This window comes from Rhodococcus sp. MurmanLake-1 (assembly GCF_056945715.1).
This window is the reverse complement of sequence record NZ_JBWZNF010000002.1, coordinates 703,042-721,017: the sequence shown is the minus strand read 5'-3', so window position 1 is coordinate 721,017 and position 17,976 is coordinate 703,042. Positions and strand designations below refer to the sequence as shown.

The following is a 17,976-nucleotide window of genomic DNA, read 5'->3' as shown; positions in this document are numbered from 1 at the left end:
CACCCAGGGCAAACGCCTCGGGTGCCTTTTCTTTTACCTTTCACACGCAGGAGCACCACATGAAACTTCGAGTCAACCAACTGTCCATCGCGCCGCCGTATGTCGATCTGCCCGGTGACCTCACCGGATACGCCGTCACCCTGGATCTTTCGCACTCCGATGCTGCCCACGAAGCCACCCTCGGCGCACTGATCAGCGAAATCCGCAGTCGCGGAGCCTCACGCGTGGTCATCACCGGCTCACCCCGCGAACTCCAGGGCACCCACAGCAGCGCAGCCTGAAAGAACCGGGCCAGCCTGAATGCAGAACGGGCCCCGAACTCCCGTTGAGGAGTCGAGGCCCGCTACCGAAGCAGGGAATCAGTGCGCGAAGTGGCGCGCACCGGTCAGATAAAGAGTGACACCGGCTTCCTTGGCCGCGGCAATCACCTCGTTGTCGCGAACCGAACCACCCGGCTGCACAACAGCCTTGACGCCGGCGTTGAGAAGAACCTGCAGACCGTCAGGGAACGGGAAGAACGCGTCCGAGGCCGCAACCGAACCTACGACGCGGTCACCGGCTCGCTGAACAGCAAGATGCGCTGCATCGACGCGGTTGACCTGGCCCATACCGACGCCGACGGACGCGCCGCCGGAGGCCAGCAGGATCGCGTTTGACTTCACCGATCGGCTGGCGCGCCAAGCAAATTCGAGGTCAGCGAGAGTCTCGGCATCTGCAGCCTCACCGTTGGCGAGAGTCCAGTTGGCCGGGTTGTCGCCGTCAGCGTCCAGAACGTCGCGCTGCTGGAGCAAGGTACCGCCAGAGATCGGACGCAGTTCGATTCCGGTAGCGGTCGGAGCCGCAGCCTTCAGAACACGAATGTTCTTCTTACGCTGCAGAACCTCGACAGCCCCGTCTTCGTACGAGGGCGCGATGACAACCTCGGTGAAGATATCGGCGATCTGCTCTGCCAGTTCGACGGTGACCTCACGGTTGGCTGCGATGACACCACCGAATGCACTGACCGGATCGCAAGCATGCGCCTTGCGGTGGGCGTCGGCAATGTCGGTCCCGATGGCGATGCCACACGGGTTGGCGTGCTTGATGATTGCGACGGCCGGATCAGTGAAGTCGTAAGCTGCACGCCACGCTGCGTCGGAGTCCGTGTAGTTGTTGTACGACATCTCCTTGCCGTGCAACTGCTCCGCCTGAGCCAAACCTGCAGGCGCAGCCGGGTTTTCGTACAGCGCGGCGTCCTGGTGCGGGTTCTCGCCGTAGCGAAGGACAGCGCTGCGGTTCCAGGTAGCACCGAACCAGGCGGGGAACAGCGAACCGTCCTCGTCAGCTGCGATCGTGCTCGTCATCCAGCTTGCAACAGCGACGTCGTACGACGCAGTGTGCTGGAACGCCTGCGCCGCAAGCACAGTGCGCTCACGCAAGGTGAATCCGCCACCGGCAACGGCAGTCAGGACATCGGCGTAACGAGCCGGATCGACCACGACGGCAACCGACGGATGGTTCTTGGCTGCAGCACGCACCATCGACGGGCCACCGATGTCGATCTGCTCGACGCACTCGTCCGGGCTAGCGCCCGAGGCAACCGTCTCGGTGAAGGGGTACAGGTTCACGACGACCAATTCGAAGGTCGCGATGCCGAGTTCCTCGAGCTGAGCGAGGTGATCCGGCTTGCGGGTATCGGCGAGAACGCCGGCATGGACGCGCGGATGCAGCGTCTTCACGCGGCCTTCGAGGCATTCCGGGAATCCGGTCAGAGCCTCGACCGGCGTCACGGGGATTCCGGCGTCGGCAATCTTCGACGCGGTCGAACCGGTCGAGACCAACTCGACACCGGCCTCGTGCAGGCCCGTGGCCAGCTCGATCAGACCACTCTTGTCGTAGACGCTGACAAGTGCACGGCGCACAGCCTTGCGTTCACTCACTGGGGATCACGGCCTTTCGTCCATCGGAAACCACTCCGCGCGTAGCAACAGCGGCGATGACGTCCGCCAACAACCGTCGCTCCACAATTTTGATGCGTTCATGCAACGAAGACTCGGTGTCGTCGTCATGCACCGGCACAGCTTCCTGCGCCAAGATCGGCCCGGTATCAACTCCGCCGTCGACGAGATGCACCGTGGAACCGGTGACCTTCACGCCGTACGCCAGAGCGTCGGGAACCGCGTGCGCGCCGGGAAAGGCAGGCAGCAACGCGGGATGAGTGTTGATGATTCGGCCGCCGAAACGCGCGAGAAAGCTGGGGCCGAGGATTTTCATGAAGCCTGCACTGACCACGAGATCGGGTTCGTGCTCGGCCACCGCTGCTGTCAGCGCCTCGTCCCAGGCGGCACGATTTTCATAAGTCTTGATCGAGACCTTGAAGGACGGGATCTTCGAATCCGCAGCGTGCTCGGCGGCGAGGCAGTCACGATCTACCCCGACGGCAACGATCTCGGCCGGGTATCCCTCGGCGTGCGAAGCCTCGATCAGCGAAGTCAGCAGGGTTCCCGCGCCGGAAGCGAGTACGACTACCCGCGCGATCGAGTCGCGAAATTGGACCCCGTCGGGCATTGTCGGCTGCGGATTGTCGGCCGAGGCAGTCAGCGCACTACTCCTGAGAACTGGAAGATGATGCGGCCGGAGTATCGGCCGCATGACAGCCTAGTCGCTGGACTTCTGCGGCTTCGAGGGCAGGTCGGTCTCCGGCTCGGCCCCGGCTGCGGAGTCGGCTGTGGGGTCCGCCTCGGGTGCCGCGACAACCTCGGCGTCGACTACTTCGATCTCGACGGTTTCCTCTGTCACTACCTGCACGGGTTCGCCTGATTCCTCGACGATTTCCGCTTCGACGACCTTGGTGACAACGACCGCAGATTCCTGGGCCAGCACTTCGCCCGTATTCTCGTCGTCCTCGTCTTCCGGTGTGGCCGCAGCCGTGATCGCAAGTTCGGGCTCGACTGTTCGAGCCGGTTCAGCCGTCGGGGGCGCTACCTCGTCCTTCATGTGTCCGCGGTGTGAGAACCACATCGCGAACAGCGCCGAGACGGTTCCGAACAATCCCAGCCACGCAAAAGTCAGAAGACCGAAGCCCCACCACAGCACCTCGACGGTGCCGAACTGCCCGAGGTCTCCCCCGGCAGCAAGAGCGAGCAGCGCCATGACGACGCCGGCACCAGCAGCTGCCGTCAGCACTGCGAGCACGCTGTCCTGCCCGGCGATGCGTCGAGCGCAATCACGGCCGAGCATCATGCCCACCGCTGCCGGAACGATCAACAACACGGGCCAGATTCCACCGGCGACGCCTTCCGGAATCGCTCCGAGAAGGGGCAAGGGTGGCAGGTCACCGCCGATGTTGCCGAACACACTGATGGAGACATTGCCGAAATCGGCCGTCGATCCCGTCATCACCGCGGCTGCGCCGACCACGAGGTTCGGCAGGTAGAGCAGCGACAACACCGTTAATCCCAGTACGCCGACAAACCCGTTGCCGCGCGCGAGTAGGTCACCGACCGTCGACCACGACACGAGTAGTGACACCACGACGGCCACGGCGCCCGCAGCCAACAGCGCTGCCGACGCAGCCGTTGCCGGTCGAAGAGCGGCAGATGCCCACGGCGGAATCTCGGCGACGACGCGATCCCAGTGCGCAGCAGCAACACCGACGGACGCGGCGATCAGGTGAATCCCGGCGACCCAGCCGAAAGCGGCCAACGTGTTGGGGCTCGACAGCGGAATGGCTGCGGAGGCGTCGGCAACCACGGCGAGAGCGATTGCCGTGATAGTCAACGGTCCGGCCACCGCGGCCCCCACCAGGCGGAGGGTGTCGTCACGGGAGTCGGTGTGCACCGCAGTCGACGCGCATCGGCGTGCAACCACCCACATCATGACGGCCGTCGGAAGCAAAGGCAGTACACCGAGTTGGACGCCGCTGATAGTCGCCGGCACCTGGTGGATGACCAACCATGTGGTGGCAATGGCGCCGAAGGTTCCGGTCAGGTCGCTGCTCGCCGATACCAAGGTGACCACAACGACAGCCGCGATCAGCAGCATCGTCAGACCCGACGGCCGGAAGGCGACCGTCAGCAGCTTGCGCGCCAGGTCCGGGTTCGGTGCCGGGCGACCGCCGCCGACGCGGCCGCCGCCAGTACGACCACGTCCGGGTCGTGAGGACGTGGGACGGGACCGGGTGCCATCAATCAAAGAACTCATCCCCTCGAGGGTTTCACTCGATAGTGCGCCGCGCACTCAGGCGCGCCGTCGGGCTCACGGAATGTGGCCTCCACCCGCAGCGGGTCGGAGGCCACATTCATGTTCGTGAAACGAAGTAGTACTACTGCTGACGCTCGTCGGGGTTCTGCGAGCCGAAGACCTTGGTCTCGGCCGCGGAATCGCTGCTGCCCTGGTCAGGCTCAGCAGACGGCGTCGGCGCTTCGAAAGTGGGCGGCTCGAAGCCCGTCGGCTGCTCGGTCGAGCCAGTCTGCTGCTGGTTGTACGGCTGGCCGTAACCGCGCGGAGCGGTGAACTGATCCGACGAGTAACTCGGGTTCGGCTGACTCGCGGGCTGCGAGGTCAGCGGATAGTAAGACGACGTCGTCGCGGCCGAGTCGGTCTGTGCGGGATTCTGTACCGGGTTCTGACCGTAGGGAGACGCAGTCTGGCCGTAAGGCGGCTGCGAAGCAGTCGGGTCGGCGGGGGCGGCGTGCGCTCCCCCGTATCCCTGCTGCTGCGCCTGCCCGTACTGCGGGTTCTGCTGGTACTGGCCCGGCTGCTGAGCCTGCTGCGGCTGGCCGTACTGAGCCTGTCCGTATCCCTGTGGCTGACCTGGCGCCTGCCCCGGCGCCTGGCCCTGGGGCTGGCCATAGCCCTGCGGCTGACCGTACTGCTGAGCTACCGGACGCGGCGCGGGAGCCTTCAGGATTCCGATCTCGAACAACAACGCGGCGACTGCGACGACCGTCTGCACGAACGAGAGGATCAGCACGATGATCAGACCCCAACCGAGGCTGATGTCGACGTAGTCGCTGGTACCTACGGAGAACGCGGCGAACACCAAAGCGAAGAAACCCGTGAGGGTGAGCGCTGCGGCAATGCCTGCATACGACTGCTTCGGGAGGAGCGATACGCCTGCGACCACACCGCCGGCGAAAACGAATCCGAGGCCGTAGATGCTCGACTCGAAGAAGCTCGAACTGGTGTCCAGACCGCTACCGATGCCGCTGCTGCTTCCACTGATCGACGTGAAAGGCGCAAAACCGAGTAGGAAATTGATCAGGCCGAGTGCCGCGACGGCGATGAGCAGGATGAATCCGAGATTCTTGGTTCCACCGCCCGCTGCCGGCTGATTCGGTGGCCCGAAGCTGGGCCCTTGCGGCGTGAACGTCATGACTTCTCCTCGTAGACGGTCTTCGATGGTTACCAGCGTATGTGTCTCGACTTCGCACGCTAACACCGACAGGAGACAATGGGCAGATGCCCTTCACCCTCGCGCCCGGCGCCGACCATGTCGTCGAAACCGAGGTGAAGCACTCACGATTCATCGCCGCGCTTCGCCGGATCGACGACGCCGAGGCCGCCACGGAGTTCGTCGCGGAGCAGAAGTCGCTGTATCCCGATGCGCGCCATCATTGTTCGGCTTTCGTGATCGGATACGAAGCGAACTCACGCGTCGAGCGTGCACACGACGACGGCGAACCAGGCGGGACAGCTGGGGTGCCGATGCTTCAGGTTCTCAAGTCTCGAGATCTGGTCGATGTGATTGTTGTCGTCACGCGCTACTTCGGCGGAATCAAGCTCGGCGCCGGTGGATTGGTCCGCGCGTATTCGGGAGCCGTCTCGGTTGCTCTCGATTCGGCCGAGCTTGTGGCCAGGGAGAGGAGGATCCTGCGCACTTTGGCGATCCGGCACTCAGAGGCCGGTCGGGTGGAAGCGGAGCTGAGAGCGCGGGGCGTCTCGGTGCTCGGAACTGCGTATGGATCGAAGGCGGTGATGACGCTCGCCGCCGGTGACGCCGACGATCTCGACTCGATCGTCGCATCCATCACATCCGGTGCCGGGCAGTTGGAACCTGCCGGGTCGATGTGGGTCGATACCACTGTGCGTGGTTAAGGAGTCCGGAGACTCCCTAACCACGCACGGGGGCGAAGCCCCTTACAGGGACTGAAGAATCTCGCGAGCGAGAGCAGCAGTGGCGGACGGCGTCTTGCCGACCTTCACGCCTGCAGCTTCGAGAGCTTCCTGCTTTGCCTGAGCCGTTCCCGAGGAACCGGAGACGATGGCGCCTGCGTGGCCCATGGTCTTGCCTTCGGGAGCGGTGAAGCCAGCCACGTAGCCGACGACCGGCTTGGTGACGTTGGCCTTGATGTAATCGGCTGCACGCTCTTCCGCGTCGCCACCGATTTCACCGATCATCACGATGACCTTGGTCTCGGGATCCTTCTCGAACGCCTCGATGGCGTCGATGTGGGTGGTTCCGATGACCGGGTCGCCGCCGATGCCGATGGCGGTGGAGAAGCCGAAGTCACGGAGTTCGTACATCATCTGGTAGGTCAGGGTGCCCGACTTGGAGACCAGGCCGATGGGGCCGGTGCCTGCAATGTTGGCGGGCGTGATGCCGACGAGGGCCTCACCCGGGGTGATGATGCCGGGGCAGTTCGGTCCGATGATGCGCGTCTTCTTGCCCTTGGACTCGTTGTACGCCCAAGCGTAAGCGGAGTCCTGAACCGGGATGCCCTCGGTGATGACCACGAGGAGCGGGATCTCCGCGTCGATGGCCTCGACGATGGCGTCCTTCGAGAAGGCCGGGGGAACGAATGCGATGGAGACGTCTGCGCCGGTCTCCTTGATTGCCTCTTCGACCGTCGCGAAGACGGGGAGCTCGACAGGGGAGCCGTCAGCAGCAACGTGCGAGACCGTGGTGCCGGCCTTGCGAGCGTTGACGCCGCCGACGACCTGGGTGCCGGCCTTGAGCATCAGAGCGGTGTGCTTGGTGCCCTCGCCGCCGGTGATGCCCTGGACGATGACCTTTGAATCCTTGGTGAGGAAGATTGCCATTGTTCTGTGAGTCCCTTACTTCGCTGCGTGAGCGAGTTCGGCGGCCTTGTCGGCGGCCTCGTCCATGGTTGCGACGACCGTGACCAGCGGGTGGTTGGCCTCGGCGAGGATGCGACGACCCTCTTCGACGTTGTTTCCGTCCAGGCGAACGACGAGCGGCTTGTTGGCCTCGTCGCCCAGGGTCTTCAGTGCGCCGACGATGCCGTTGGCAACTGCGTCACACGCGGTGATGCCACCGAAGACGTTGACGAACACGCTCTTGACCTGTGCGTCGTTCAGGATGACGTCGAGGCCGGCAGCCATGACTGCAGCGGAAGCTCCGCCGCCGATGTCGAGGAAGTTGGCGGGCTTGACGCCACCGTGGTTCTCGCCGGCGTATGCGACGACGTCCAGGGTGGACATGACCAGGCCTGCGCCGTTGCCGATGATTCCGACCTCACCGTCGAGCTTGACGTAGTTGAGGTCGTTTTCCTTGGCCTTGAGCTCGAGGGGATCGGTAGCGTCGCGATCCTCGAATGCCTCGTGGCCGGGCTGACGGAACGCCGCGTTCTCATCGAGGGTGACCTTGCCGTCGAGGGCGAGGATCTGATCGTCAGGCGTGCGAACGAGGGGGTTGACCTCGACGAGGAGTGCGTCCTCGTTGATGAAGACCTCCCACAGCTTCTGGATCGTGACGGCCGCTGCGTCGAGCACCTCTGCGGGCAGCTTTCCTGCCTCGGCGATGCTGCGCGCGAACGCGAGGTCGACGCCCTTGACTGCGTCGACGGGGATCTTGGCGAGGGCGTCGGGGTTCTCCTCGGCGGTGACCTCGATCTCGACGCCACCCTCTACCGAGCACATGGCCAGGTAGGTGCGGTTGGTGCGGTCGAGCAGGAAGGAGATGTAGTACTCCTCGGCAATGTCACTTGCCTCTGCGACCAGCAGCTTCTTGACGACATGGCCCTTGATGTCCAGGCCCAGGATTGCCTCGGCGTTTGCCACTGCGGCATCCACGTCGGGCGAGTACTTGACGCCACCGGCCTTGCCGCGGCCGCCTACCTTGACCTGTGCCTTCACCATCACGGGCTTACCGATTTCTTCGGCAATCTCGCGTGCGCCGGCGACTGTGTCTGTAACACGTCCAGCCGAAGTCGGCACTCCGTGCTTGGCGAAGAGTTCCTTCGCCTGGTATTCGAAGAGATCCATCTGCTCACCGTCTCGTCTGCGTTGTCACCCGCTCGAGGGGTAGGAGCGGGTCTGTTCTGGACTTTAACCAGTTGCCGCGTTCGGTTTGCGCCCGCACTGATGCTATGTGGCCCAAGTCACGCGCAAATGCGCAATGAGGCACGCCTCACCGATCGAGCAAGGTGGCCACACCGAATTTGTCAAGCATCAGTCTCACTGATTCTTGCGCTCGAGAACGCTGCAACGAGAAGCAACACTATGCCCGTGGCCGCTGTGATCGCACCCACCCCCACGGTTGCGTCCGATATGCGCGATGACGTGAGCGGCCACTCACTGACGTACACCAGAGCTGCCACGGCAGATCCGATCAGCAATGCCGCGCCTCGAGCCGGCCGCGCAGACGCTGCGATCACAGCGGCGATCACGACGGTGACGCCGACGAGCAGTTGCCCCCAGACGTCAATTCCCCACGGCCACTCCAGAACTGACGCCGCTGTGTAGGCGTCACCCCGATAGAGGGGAAGCGCGGTCCCGATCAGGACTGCGACTGCGCCGATCCCACCGACGAGAAGCACCAGCCCTCTCGAACCGCCGTCTACCGACGTGTCGACGTCTTCACGTTCTGCGCTTCCCGCCAGCCAGACGAGCAGTCCCGTCGCCACAGCGAGGAAAGCCGCGCCGCAGAGCACGAAGGCGCCGGCCCCCAACCCGACGCCCGGCACGTCCGTCGCGATGACCGCCGACTGCATGACAGCGGCGACTCCCATCACGACCGTGGTCCACAACACTCCGACGGCCGGACGCACCACGGCGGCGCGGCCCGGGGCAAACAGGCCCAGCGCGGCGACCAGCAGTACAGCAGCCGCGAGCAGGACAACTCGAGACGACAGCATCGACGGCTCCGGGATTCCGTCCGGCAACGACAGGACAGGCAAAGCCGAGCCGACGCCCGCAACAGCCGCAGTGATGATTGCGGCGGTACCGGCGACGCGGTGAAGTCTGTCGACCCGCGCTTGCGCCGCCCGGGACTGAGCCACCATCGCTGCTTTGAGCGCACCCTTTGTTGTCTTCGCAGGTGCGCGGACCACACTTTCAGCGGGAATCGCATCTGCTTCACGCCTGGATGCGAGGTAAGGCGCTGAAACTCCGATCACGACGATGACCACGGCGGCCAGCGCCCCGACCACGGATCCCGAACCGACGCCGATCCGATCGCCGGCCGCGAACCCAGCCACCACCCTGGTTCCACTGACTGCGAGCGCGCCGAGGCCGACACCGATCAGAGCGCCGCAGCCCACCGGCAGCGAGATGGACGTCAATGCCGCCGCGACCGCAACGAGCACCGCGACGCCGACCAATCCTGTACCGACGGCGGTGGCCGACGCCGAGTCGACGAGCGGTTTGACCAGAAAGATCGGATCCTGCGAACTGAAGGACGGCCCGAACAGGGAGAGCACGAACACCACTGCGGCCAGAATCAGCAGCGCTGTCGGCCACGCGCCGATCCGTCCGCCAACCGATCGCCCGTCGAATTCCGCGGCGCGAGCGCTGCCGTATCCGTCCCGTTCCGATTCACGATGGACGGCGACAAGTCCGAGCACCCCGGACAGGACAAGAATGCAGTGTCCCGCGAGCGCGAGATAAGCGCCAGGACCCGCATCGATCGAACCCGCCGAAATCGGACGGAAAAGGTCCAAGCGGTTTGCATCGATTGCGTCGACGAACAACTGGACGTCGAGAATCGCCGCTCCGAGAGACACCGCTCCGATACCGGCCAGGAGTCCACCGGCCAAGGCAGGCCTGCGGCCCGAGGTGAGCACTGCAACCAACGGCACGATGATCGTGCAGACGGCCGCGAAGAGAGCGGCAGAGGTAAGAGCCCCCGTCGTGTCGACCCCGCGGCCACTCCCGACTCCGACGACGGGGCTGGCCGCCACTCCGACGGCACCGAGCAGTCCGATTACCGCCGCGAGTGGCGCCCCGGACTTCACTCCGGGGTCGTCGAAACGCGCCTGCGACGTAGTTCCAGGTGTTGTGGACACTCGATCGACGGTAGTGCCTGAATGGACCGGTGATCCGGTTGTGACACGCGTGATCACGAAACGAGATGATTCGTCCGTTTTGCCCGTATCGACATATTCCCAGGTCAAGCTGTGAGGCACGTCACATAATCGGACAGGTTTCCGCTACGGCTTGCGCCCATCGCAATCATTTCGTTACCGTCAGTCGGTCTAAGTCACGGGCTGATCACGAACTCGAGGAGAGAACCGGCATATGCATCACCGCAGCCAGTTCACCGCTAGTAGGTTCTCGAACTCAGCTCCAGACGAGGTCACGACCACTTATCCAACGCACTCGGCCAGGCGTTACACCGAGACCAAAAGTTCTGAGATCTCTACCGATATGTTCACTCGAAATTCATCCTCCACGTCGTCAGATTCCGACTCTCACGAGTTCGTCGAGTCCGACGTGATCAGCACCCCCACTTACGCCTCTTCCGCACCGACAGTCGATGTCGAATCTCCGGTTCGCCGCAGCGGTGCTCACCGACTCCCCACCCCTCCCTCTGCTCTCAAGGGCCGCGCCGCCGTTCTGGCAGTTGCAGCCGGCGCAGTTGTCGCCGCGGGCCAGGCAGTTGTCAACGACGGTTCCTCTTCCGCCGCCGACCACTCGGAAGTTGCACTCGCCAACGAGTCCTCCGCGATCGGCACCACCGCAGAACCGCAGGCCGCTCAGTTCGCTCCGGCCACCTCCACGGCAGCCACCACCGAGGCCGACGCTCCCCAGGTCCTCAACGTCGCAGCACCGACCGACCTCTCCCAGTTCAGCAACCTGCTTGCCAAGGGCCAGCGTTTCAGTGACGAGCGCGCAGCACGCGAAGCAGCTGCCCGTCGCCCGCTGTTCGTCCTGCCGGCAGTCGGCACGTTCACGTCCAACTTCGGCACCCGCTGGGGCACCCTGCACGCCGGCGTCGACATCGCCGCCCCGATCGGGACGCCCATCGTCGCAGTCGCCGACGGCAAGGTCATCGATTCAGGTCCGGCTTCCGGATTCGGCATGTGGGTACGCCTACAGCACGCAGACGGAACGATCACCGTCTACGGCCACATCGACACGTCCACCGTCACCGTCGGTCAGCAGGTCATGGCCGGCGACCAGATCGCCACTGTCGGCAACCGCGGCTTCTCCACCGGCCCCCACCTTCACTTCGAGGTTCACCTCGCCGGCGAGAACAAGATCGACCCCCTCCCCTGGCTCGCATCACGCGGCATCAGCCTCGGTATCGAGCAGGACTGACCGCAAGCCCAACGCTTCTGACAAAAAACTTCCGGCCCGCACCTTTCCAGGTACGGGCCGGAAGTTTTTTGTCTGTCTTCTACAGCTTGACCATCGGCACACCGCCGATGAGCATCAACCGCACCTTGCCCGCGCTACCGAAGTCGATGGTGACCGTCGCGGTGGGTCCGGTGCCCTTGGTTTCCAACACGGTGCCGAGACCGTACTTGTCGTGACTGACGCGGTCACCCGTGGCAAGGACCAGAACGTTGTTGCGGCCACGCGCGGCACCGAAACTGGGACTCGACGCAGCCTTGCCGGACCCTCCCCCGTAGTTCTGCCCGCCACCGTATCCCTGGCCGCCCTGGCTGCCGTATCGGCTTCCGCTGCCGTAACCCGGCCTGCCGCTTCCGAATCCACCACCGGTGCCCGGATCCTCACGGCGCCAATTGATCAGGTCCTCCGGGATCTCCTGGATGAACCGCGACGCCGGGTTCTGGATCGGTTGTCCCCAAGCCGAACGCATGATCGCGCGCGTCAGGTACAGGCGCTGCCTGGCACGGGTGATGCCGACGTAAGCGAGTCGACGCTCTTCGGACAGCTCTGCCGGATCACCGAGGGCGCGCATGTGCGGGAACTGCCCGTCCTCCCAACCGGTGACGAAGACGACCGGGAACTCGAGGCCCTTGGCGGTGTGAAGCGTCATCATCGTCACGACGCCGTCGTCGGAGTCCGGCAGTTGATCGGCGTCGGCGACAAGCGATACCCGTTCGAGGAAGGCGGCGAGCGAACCCGGATCGGGTTCGCCTTCACGCATTGCTGCGGTTTCCTCGTCGTCCGGATCGATCAGCCCGGCCGCGTTTCGTGCGTCGGAGCTGAATTCTCTTGCCACGCTGACGAGTTCGTTCAAGTTGTCGAGTCGCGCGCCGTCCTGTGGATCGCTGCTGGCCGCAAGCTCGGCGCGGTAGCCGGTTCGCTCGAGCACTGCCTCGGCGACCTCACCGATGTCACCGAGTTCGAAGGGTTCGTCCTCGTCGGCGGCTGCTGTCGGCAGCAGGGCCCGCAGCCCGTCCATCATCTCGAGGAACGACGCGATGGCCTTCTGTGACCGCGTATTGAGCAGCGCCACTTTGCCTTCCGCGCCGTCACGGAGAGCGGCGGCGAAGCTGATGTTGCGATGCTCGGAGTGCACGGCGACACAGGCTTCGGCTCGATCACCGATACCGCGTCGTGGCGTGTTGAGAATGCGTCGCAGGCTCACGGTGTCGTCTTCGTTGGCGAGGACGCGCAGATACGCGACGATGTCCCGAACTTCCTTGCGCTCGTAGAAGCGAACGCCGCCGACCACCTTGTACGGCACACCGAGTCGAATGAAGATCTCCTCGAGCGCGCGTGAGGAGTTGTTGGTCCGGTAGAACACCGCGATGTCGGCGAACTTGGTCTCGCCCTGGTCCACCAGCCGATCGATCTCCGAGGCGACAAACGATGCTTCGTCGTGCTCGTTGTCTGCAACGTAGCCGACGATCAGTTCGCCTTCACCCGAATCGGTCCACAGACGCTTTTCACGTCGGCCGGTGTTCTTGGAAATCACGGAGTTGGCCGCAGACAGAATGTTCTGCGTCGAACGGTAGTTCTGTTCGAGAAGGATGGTCCGAGCGTCCGGGTAGTCGCGTTCGAACTCTTCGATGTTGCGGATAGTGGCTCCGCGAAATGCGTAGATCGACTGATCGGCGTCACCGACGACGCACAATTCGGCCGGGGCAACGGCATGGTCGGACTCTCCGGCACCGCCGACCAGTTCACGCACCAGCATGTACTGCGCGTGGTTGGTGTCCTGGTACTCGTCGACGAGCACGTGACGGAAGCGGCGGCGGTAGTACTCGGCGATCTGGGGAAACGCCTGGAGAAGCGCAACGGTCTCACCGATGAGATCGTCGAAGTCGAGTGCGTTCGCCGCACGCAACCGCTGTTGGTAGTGGCCGTAGACCTTGGCGATCAGTCGCGGCAGTTCGGCCGGATCCTGATCGGCTGCGACAACCGCCTCCTCCGGTCCGACGAGTTCGTTCTTCAGATTGGAGATGTGAGTGGCGAGAAGCCGCGCGGAGAATCGTTTGGTGTCGAGCTCGAGGTCCTTCGAGATCATCGTCAGCAGTCGACGCGAATCGTCGGAATCGTAGATCGAGAAATTCGAGTTCAAACCGGGCAGGAGCGCCGCCTGTGCTCGCAGGATGCGCACGCAACTGGAGTGGAACGTCGATACCCACATGGCGTTGGCACGCGGTCCGACAAGAGCTGCCACACGCTCGCGCATCTCGGCCGCAGCCTTGTTGGTGAACGTGATGGCCAGGATCTGACCGGGGGTGACACCCCGTTCGGCCAGCAGATAGGCGATGCGACGCGTCAGCACTGCCGTCTTGCCCGAGCCGGCGCCCGCGACGATCAGCAACGGCGAACCGGCATGGACCACGGCCTCGCGCTGTTGCGGGTTGAGACCCTCGAGGAGGGCGTCCGAACCCGCGCCATGTCCCCGCGCGCCGCCCCCGTCGTGCTGGGAATGTCCGTCGTGCTCACCGAGTGCTGGGTACGTGTTCATCGCCTGTCCACGCTACCGGCGTCCACCGACACGGTCGTCAGTGCGTCCACCTGCTGGTAGAGGCACTTGGATTACCTGTGTCGAGCATGGCAAACTGGACGCTATGTTCAGCATTTCCGTTCGCGACAACACGGCCGACCCCGTCGGCCCGCTGTGGCGTTACTTTACGTGCCCCGGACCTCGGTGCACGTGATCTGAACAGCTCACCCGCCCCTGGTCCGAATCGGATCCGGGGCATTTTCGTCAGTGTGCCTGGATCGGTAACGACCCGAGCCGAGACCACGATCCACGCAGTAGGAAGAGGAGACGAATAGCAATGAGCACCCAGGCTGCAGCCCCCAATGGAAATACTGTAAATACTGTAAACACTGCTCCGACAGACGTCGAGATCCCCCAGAGTGAGGCGGAGATCGACGAACTACGGAAAGAAATCGACCGTCTCGACGCCGAGATCCTCGCGGCCATCAAACGCCGCTCCGAGGTCTCCCAGATCATCGGCCGTACCCGGATGGCATCGGGTGGTCCGCGTCTTGTCCACAGCCGAGAGATGAAGGTCCTCGAACGGTTCAACGAGCTGGGCCAGGAAGGCCACACCCTCGCGATGCTGCTCCTGCGCCTGGGCCGCGGACGCCTGGGCCACTAGCGCACACCCAGATCACTTGCGAACGGCTACATCGGATGCCTCTGGCAGTCCCGATGTAGCCGTTCGTGTGTGTATCAGTTCTCGAGCGCGATGTACTTCGTGTTCAGGTATTCCTCGATCCCCTCGGTCCCGCCCTCGCGGCCGAATCCGGATTCCTTCACACCGCCGAACGGCGCTGCCGCGTCCGAGATCACTCCTCGGTTGACGCCGATCATTCCTGATTCCAGTGCGTCGGAGACCCGAAGCGCACGGTCGAGATCCCTCGTGAAGATGTACGCAGCCAATCCGAACTCGGTGTCGTTGGCGGCCGCGATGCCTTCGGCTTCGGTGTCGAAGCCGGTGATCGCGGCAACGGGTCCGAACACCTCTTCCTTCAGTATCCGCGCGCTCGCCGGAACGTCGGCCAACACCGTGGCCGGATAGAAGTAACCCTCACCACCTGGCGCTTTACCGCCCAGTCGAACCTTCGCCCCGGCATCCACCGCATCTGCAACCAACTCTGCGACCGTGTCGAGCTGGTTCTGGTTGATCAGCGGGCCGAGCTTCGTCTCCGGGTCGGTACCCGGTCCCATCGTGAACGCCGCCATCTTCTCGGTCAGCTTGGTCGTGAACTCCTCACGCACGGCGTTGGCGACATGGAACCGGTTGGCGGCGGTGCAGGCTTCGCCTCCGTTGCGAAGCTTGGCCAGTACCGCACCCTCGACTGCCTTGTCTACGTCCGCGTCGTCGAACACGACGAAGGGCGCATTGCCACCCAATTCCATCGACGTGCGGAGCAATCGCTTCGCGGACTTCTCCACCAGCATCTTGCCGACGCCGGTGGACCCGGTGAAGGTGAGCTTGCGCAGTCGAGGGTCGTCGATGAGAGGGCCGGTCACTTCACCGGATTTCGATGTCGGCAACACCGAGAGGACTCCGTCGGGCAGCCCTGCTTCGGCCATGAGCTGAGCGAGCAGCAGCATCGTCAACGGGGTCTCCGAGGCGGGCTTGACGATGATCGTGCAGCCGGCGGCCAACGCCGGTCCGATCTTGCGGGTGCCCATCGCCAACGGAAAATTCCAGGGAGTGATGGCCAGACACGGTCCGACCGGCGCCTTGGTGACAAGGATCCGGCCGTTGCCCGCCGGCGCCGGCGTGTAGCGCCCGCCGATGCGAACGGCCTCCTCGCTGAACCACCGGAAGAACTCGGCGCCGTATTTGACCTCGGCACGGCTCTCGGCGAGTGCCTTGCCCATTTCGAGGGTCATCAGCAGCGCCACGTCCTCGGCGCGCTCGGTGATCTTCTCGAAGACGGCTCGCAGAATTTCACCACGCTCGCGCGCAGGTGTGCTCGCCCACTTCGACGAGACGGCCACGGCTTCGTCGAGAGCGCGCAGCGCGTCCGCGGGGCTCGCATCGGCGACGTCGGTCAACGATTTTCCGGTCGCCGGATCCGCCACCGGGAAGGTCGCGTTGTTCTCCGCGGGCACGAACCGGCCGCCGACGAACAACTGGGTGGGAACTGATCGAATGAATTCGAATGTGTCCATGGGTTCCATGATGCTCGTCGGAGCCGCGTCCGTCTGCCCGCCAGCGAGACTCACGCGGAAGTTTCCAGCTTGTGCCACTAAAGTCGATGATCGTGAGCACTGACATCACCGGAACCTCAGCCTGGCAGAAACTGCGCGCTCATTACGCCGACATCGAAGGCGTTCACCTGCGAGAACTCTTCCAGGACGATCCAGCCCGCGGGCGAGAGCTGACGATCGACGCCGGTGATCTTCACATCGACTACAGCAAGCATCGCGTCAGCCGCGAGACTCTCGCGCTACTCGTCGAGCTGGCCCGCGAGGCCGGCGTCGAGGCACGACGCGACGCGATGTTCGCGGGCGATCACATCAACAGCTCGGAAGACCGAGCCGTGCTGCACACAGCACTGCGTCTGCCGAAGGATTCTGCTCTGACCGTCGACGGTCAGGACGTCGTCGCGGACGTTCACGAAGTTCTGGACGCGATGGGCGCTTTCGCGGATCGGGTGCGCAGTGGCGAGTGGACGGGCGCCACCGGCAAGCGCATCCGCACCATCGTCAACATCGGCATCGGCGGTTCCGATCTCGGGCCCGTGATGGTCTATCGCGCGCTACGGCACTACGCGGACGCCGGGATCAGCGTTCGGTTCGTCTCCAACATCGACCCGGTCGACCTGGTCGGGCAGCTCGACGACCTCGATCCGGAGACGACGCTCTTCATCGTCGCGTCCAAGACGTTTTCCACCCTCGAGACGCTCACCAACGCGACGGCGGCAAAGCGTTGGCTGTTCGCCGGTCTGGGCAGCGAAGACGTCTCGGCCGTAGCCAAGCATTTCGTCGCAGTCTCCACCCATGGTGATCGCGTGGCGGAGTTCGGCATCGACACCGCGAACATGTTCGGATTCTGGGATTGGGTCGGCGGGCGCTACTCAGTCGACTCGGCGATCGGACTGTCGGTCATGTGCGCCGTCGGACCCGTTCGTTTTGCCGAATTCCTCGACGGTTTCCACCAGATCGACACGCACTTCCGAAACCAACCGCTCGAGCAGAACGCGCCGGTTCTCCTCGGGCTCATCGGGCTCTGGTACTCCAACTTCTTCGGCGCTCAGTCCCGCGCAGTGCTGCCCTACTCCAACGACCTGTTGCGCTTTCCCGCGTACCTGCAGCAGCTGACCATGGAGTCCAACGGCAAGTCGGTGCGCGCCGACGGCTCACCGGTGACCACGTCCACCGGTGAAATCTTCTGGGGCGAGCCGGGAACCAACGGCCAACACGCGTTCTATCAGCTCCTGCATCAGGGCACGTGGCTCGTGCCCGCCGATTTCATCGGCTTCGCGGAATCCACCGACGATCTGCCGACGGCGGACGGCACCGGATCCATGCACGATCTGCTCATGAGTAACTTCTTCGCTCAGACAAAGGTTCTCGCGTTCGGCAAGACGGCCGAAGAGATCGCTTCAGAGGGCACGGCACCGGAGTTGGTGCCGCACAAGGTGATGCCAGGCAACCGGCCTTCGAGCACCATCCTGGCCAAGGAATTGACGCCCTCGGTCGTCGGTCAGTTGATCGCACTCTACGAGCACCAGGTATTTGTCGAAGGTGCTGTGTGGGGTGTCAATCCGTTCGATCAGTGGGGCGTCGAACTCGGCAAGACGCAGGCACTGGAACTGGGACCTGCACTCTCCTCCGAAGAGGCACCCGACGACCTCGGCGACACGTCCACCGATGCACTCGTGCACTGGTACCGCAAGGAACGCGGACGGGCCTGA

The 17,976-nt window shown here is 64.0% G+C and carries 14 protein-coding genes; 5 read left to right on the top strand and 9 right to left on the bottom strand.

The features are described 5' to 3' along the window. Positions 1 to 59 precede the first annotated feature (59 nt). Complete coding sequence (locus AC2ETI_RS09790; RefSeq protein ID WP_003946391.1) at positions 60 to 281, top strand: hypothetical protein; 222 nt, start codon at positions 60 to 62, stop codon at positions 279 to 281. 78 nt (positions 282 to 359) lie between these two features. Here AC2ETI_RS09790 and purH read toward each other — a convergent pair whose 3' ends face one another. The 4 genes from purH to AC2ETI_RS09770 all read right to left on the bottom strand — a co-directional run bounded on the left by purH (position 360) and on the right by AC2ETI_RS09770 (position 5,356). Next, a complete protein-coding gene (gene purH, locus AC2ETI_RS09785) occupies positions 360 to 1,919 on the bottom strand; it encodes a bifunctional phosphoribosylaminoimidazolecarboxamide formyltransferase/IMP cyclohydrolase (protein ID WP_483633834.1) in 1,560 nt (519 codons plus the stop codon). Then, the gene (purN, locus tag AC2ETI_RS09780) at positions 1,912 to 2,631 is read right to left on the bottom strand and encodes a phosphoribosylglycinamide formyltransferase (RefSeq protein ID WP_019744749.1); all 720 of its coding nucleotides are present in this window, start codon (positions 2,629 to 2,631) and stop codon (positions 1,912 to 1,914) included. Before purN ends, purH begins: the two co-directional genes overlap by 8 nt. A gap of 6 nt (positions 2,632 to 2,637) precedes the next feature. Then, positions 2,638 to 4,182 carry a cell division protein PerM gene (locus AC2ETI_RS09775; RefSeq protein WP_172933031.1) on the bottom strand — a complete coding sequence of 515 codons (1,545 nt, stop codon included), beginning with the start codon at positions 4,180 to 4,182 and terminating at the stop codon, positions 2,638 to 2,640. Positions 4,183 to 4,303: 121 nt separating this feature from the next. After that, positions 4,304 to 5,356: a DUF5336 domain-containing protein gene (locus AC2ETI_RS09770; RefSeq protein WP_021332301.1), complete on the bottom strand. Its 1,053-nt coding sequence runs from the start codon at positions 5,354 to 5,356 to the stop codon at positions 4,304 to 4,306. Positions 5,357 to 5,442: 86 nt separating this feature from the next. Between AC2ETI_RS09770 and AC2ETI_RS09765 the strand changes: the two genes are divergently transcribed. Next, positions 5,443 to 6,078 carry an IMPACT family protein gene (locus AC2ETI_RS09765; protein ID WP_047888486.1) on the top strand — a complete coding sequence of 212 codons (636 nt, stop codon included), beginning with the start codon at positions 5,443 to 5,445 and terminating at the stop codon, positions 6,076 to 6,078. Between the two features lie 42 nt (positions 6,079 to 6,120). On the opposite strand, the gene sucD is transcribed toward AC2ETI_RS09765, so the two are convergent. The 3 genes from sucD to AC2ETI_RS09750 form a co-directional block, all read right to left on the bottom strand. Further along, positions 6,121 to 7,023, bottom strand: a complete 903-nt coding sequence (gene sucD / locus AC2ETI_RS09760) for a succinate--CoA ligase subunit alpha (RefSeq protein ID WP_003946432.1) — start codon at positions 7,021 to 7,023, stop codon at positions 6,121 to 6,123. Between the two features lie 15 nt (positions 7,024 to 7,038). Beyond that, entirely contained in the window at positions 7,039 to 8,208 is a 1,170-nt protein-coding gene (gene sucC / locus AC2ETI_RS09755) for an ADP-forming succinate--CoA ligase subunit beta (RefSeq protein ID WP_019744753.1), read from the bottom strand. A 179-nt stretch (positions 8,209 to 8,387) separates the two neighbouring features. After that, positions 8,388 to 10,229 carry a hypothetical protein gene (locus tag AC2ETI_RS09750; protein ID WP_483633833.1) on the bottom strand — a complete coding sequence of 614 codons (1,842 nt, stop codon included), beginning with the start codon at positions 10,227 to 10,229 and terminating at the stop codon, positions 8,388 to 8,390. Between the two features lie 232 nt (positions 10,230 to 10,461). On the opposite strand from AC2ETI_RS09750, the gene AC2ETI_RS09745 reads away from it, so the two are divergent. Next, complete coding sequence (locus AC2ETI_RS09745; protein ID WP_020970357.1) at positions 10,462 to 11,484, top strand: M23 family metallopeptidase; 1,023 nt, start codon at positions 10,462 to 10,464, stop codon at positions 11,482 to 11,484. A gap of 79 nt (positions 11,485 to 11,563) precedes the next feature. Here the strand turns inward: AC2ETI_RS09745 and pcrA are convergent, their stop codons facing one another. Next, entirely contained in the window at positions 11,564 to 14,056 is a 2,493-nt protein-coding gene (gene pcrA / locus AC2ETI_RS09740; protein WP_084325272.1) for a DNA helicase PcrA, read from the bottom strand. A gap of 316 nt (positions 14,057 to 14,372) precedes the next feature. Between pcrA and AC2ETI_RS09735 the strand changes: the two genes are divergently transcribed. After that, positions 14,373 to 14,699, top strand: coding sequence for a chorismate mutase (locus AC2ETI_RS09735; RefSeq protein ID WP_019744757.1), 327 nt, complete (start codon positions 14,373 to 14,375; stop codon positions 14,697 to 14,699). A 74-nt stretch (positions 14,700 to 14,773) separates the two neighbouring features. On the opposite strand, the gene AC2ETI_RS09730 is transcribed toward AC2ETI_RS09735, so the two are convergent. After that, the gene (locus tag AC2ETI_RS09730; protein ID WP_024487185.1) at positions 14,774 to 16,228 is read right to left on the bottom strand and encodes an NAD-dependent succinate-semialdehyde dehydrogenase; all 1,455 of its coding nucleotides are present in this window, start codon (positions 16,226 to 16,228) and stop codon (positions 14,774 to 14,776) included. A gap of 92 nt (positions 16,229 to 16,320) precedes the next feature. Here AC2ETI_RS09730 and pgi point away from each other — a divergent pair, with 92 nt between their 5' ends. Continuing rightward, positions 16,321 to 17,976 (top strand): glucose-6-phosphate isomerase, encoded by a 1,656-nt coding sequence (gene pgi / locus AC2ETI_RS09725; protein ID WP_445387123.1) that lies wholly within the window; start codon positions 16,321 to 16,323, stop codon positions 17,974 to 17,976.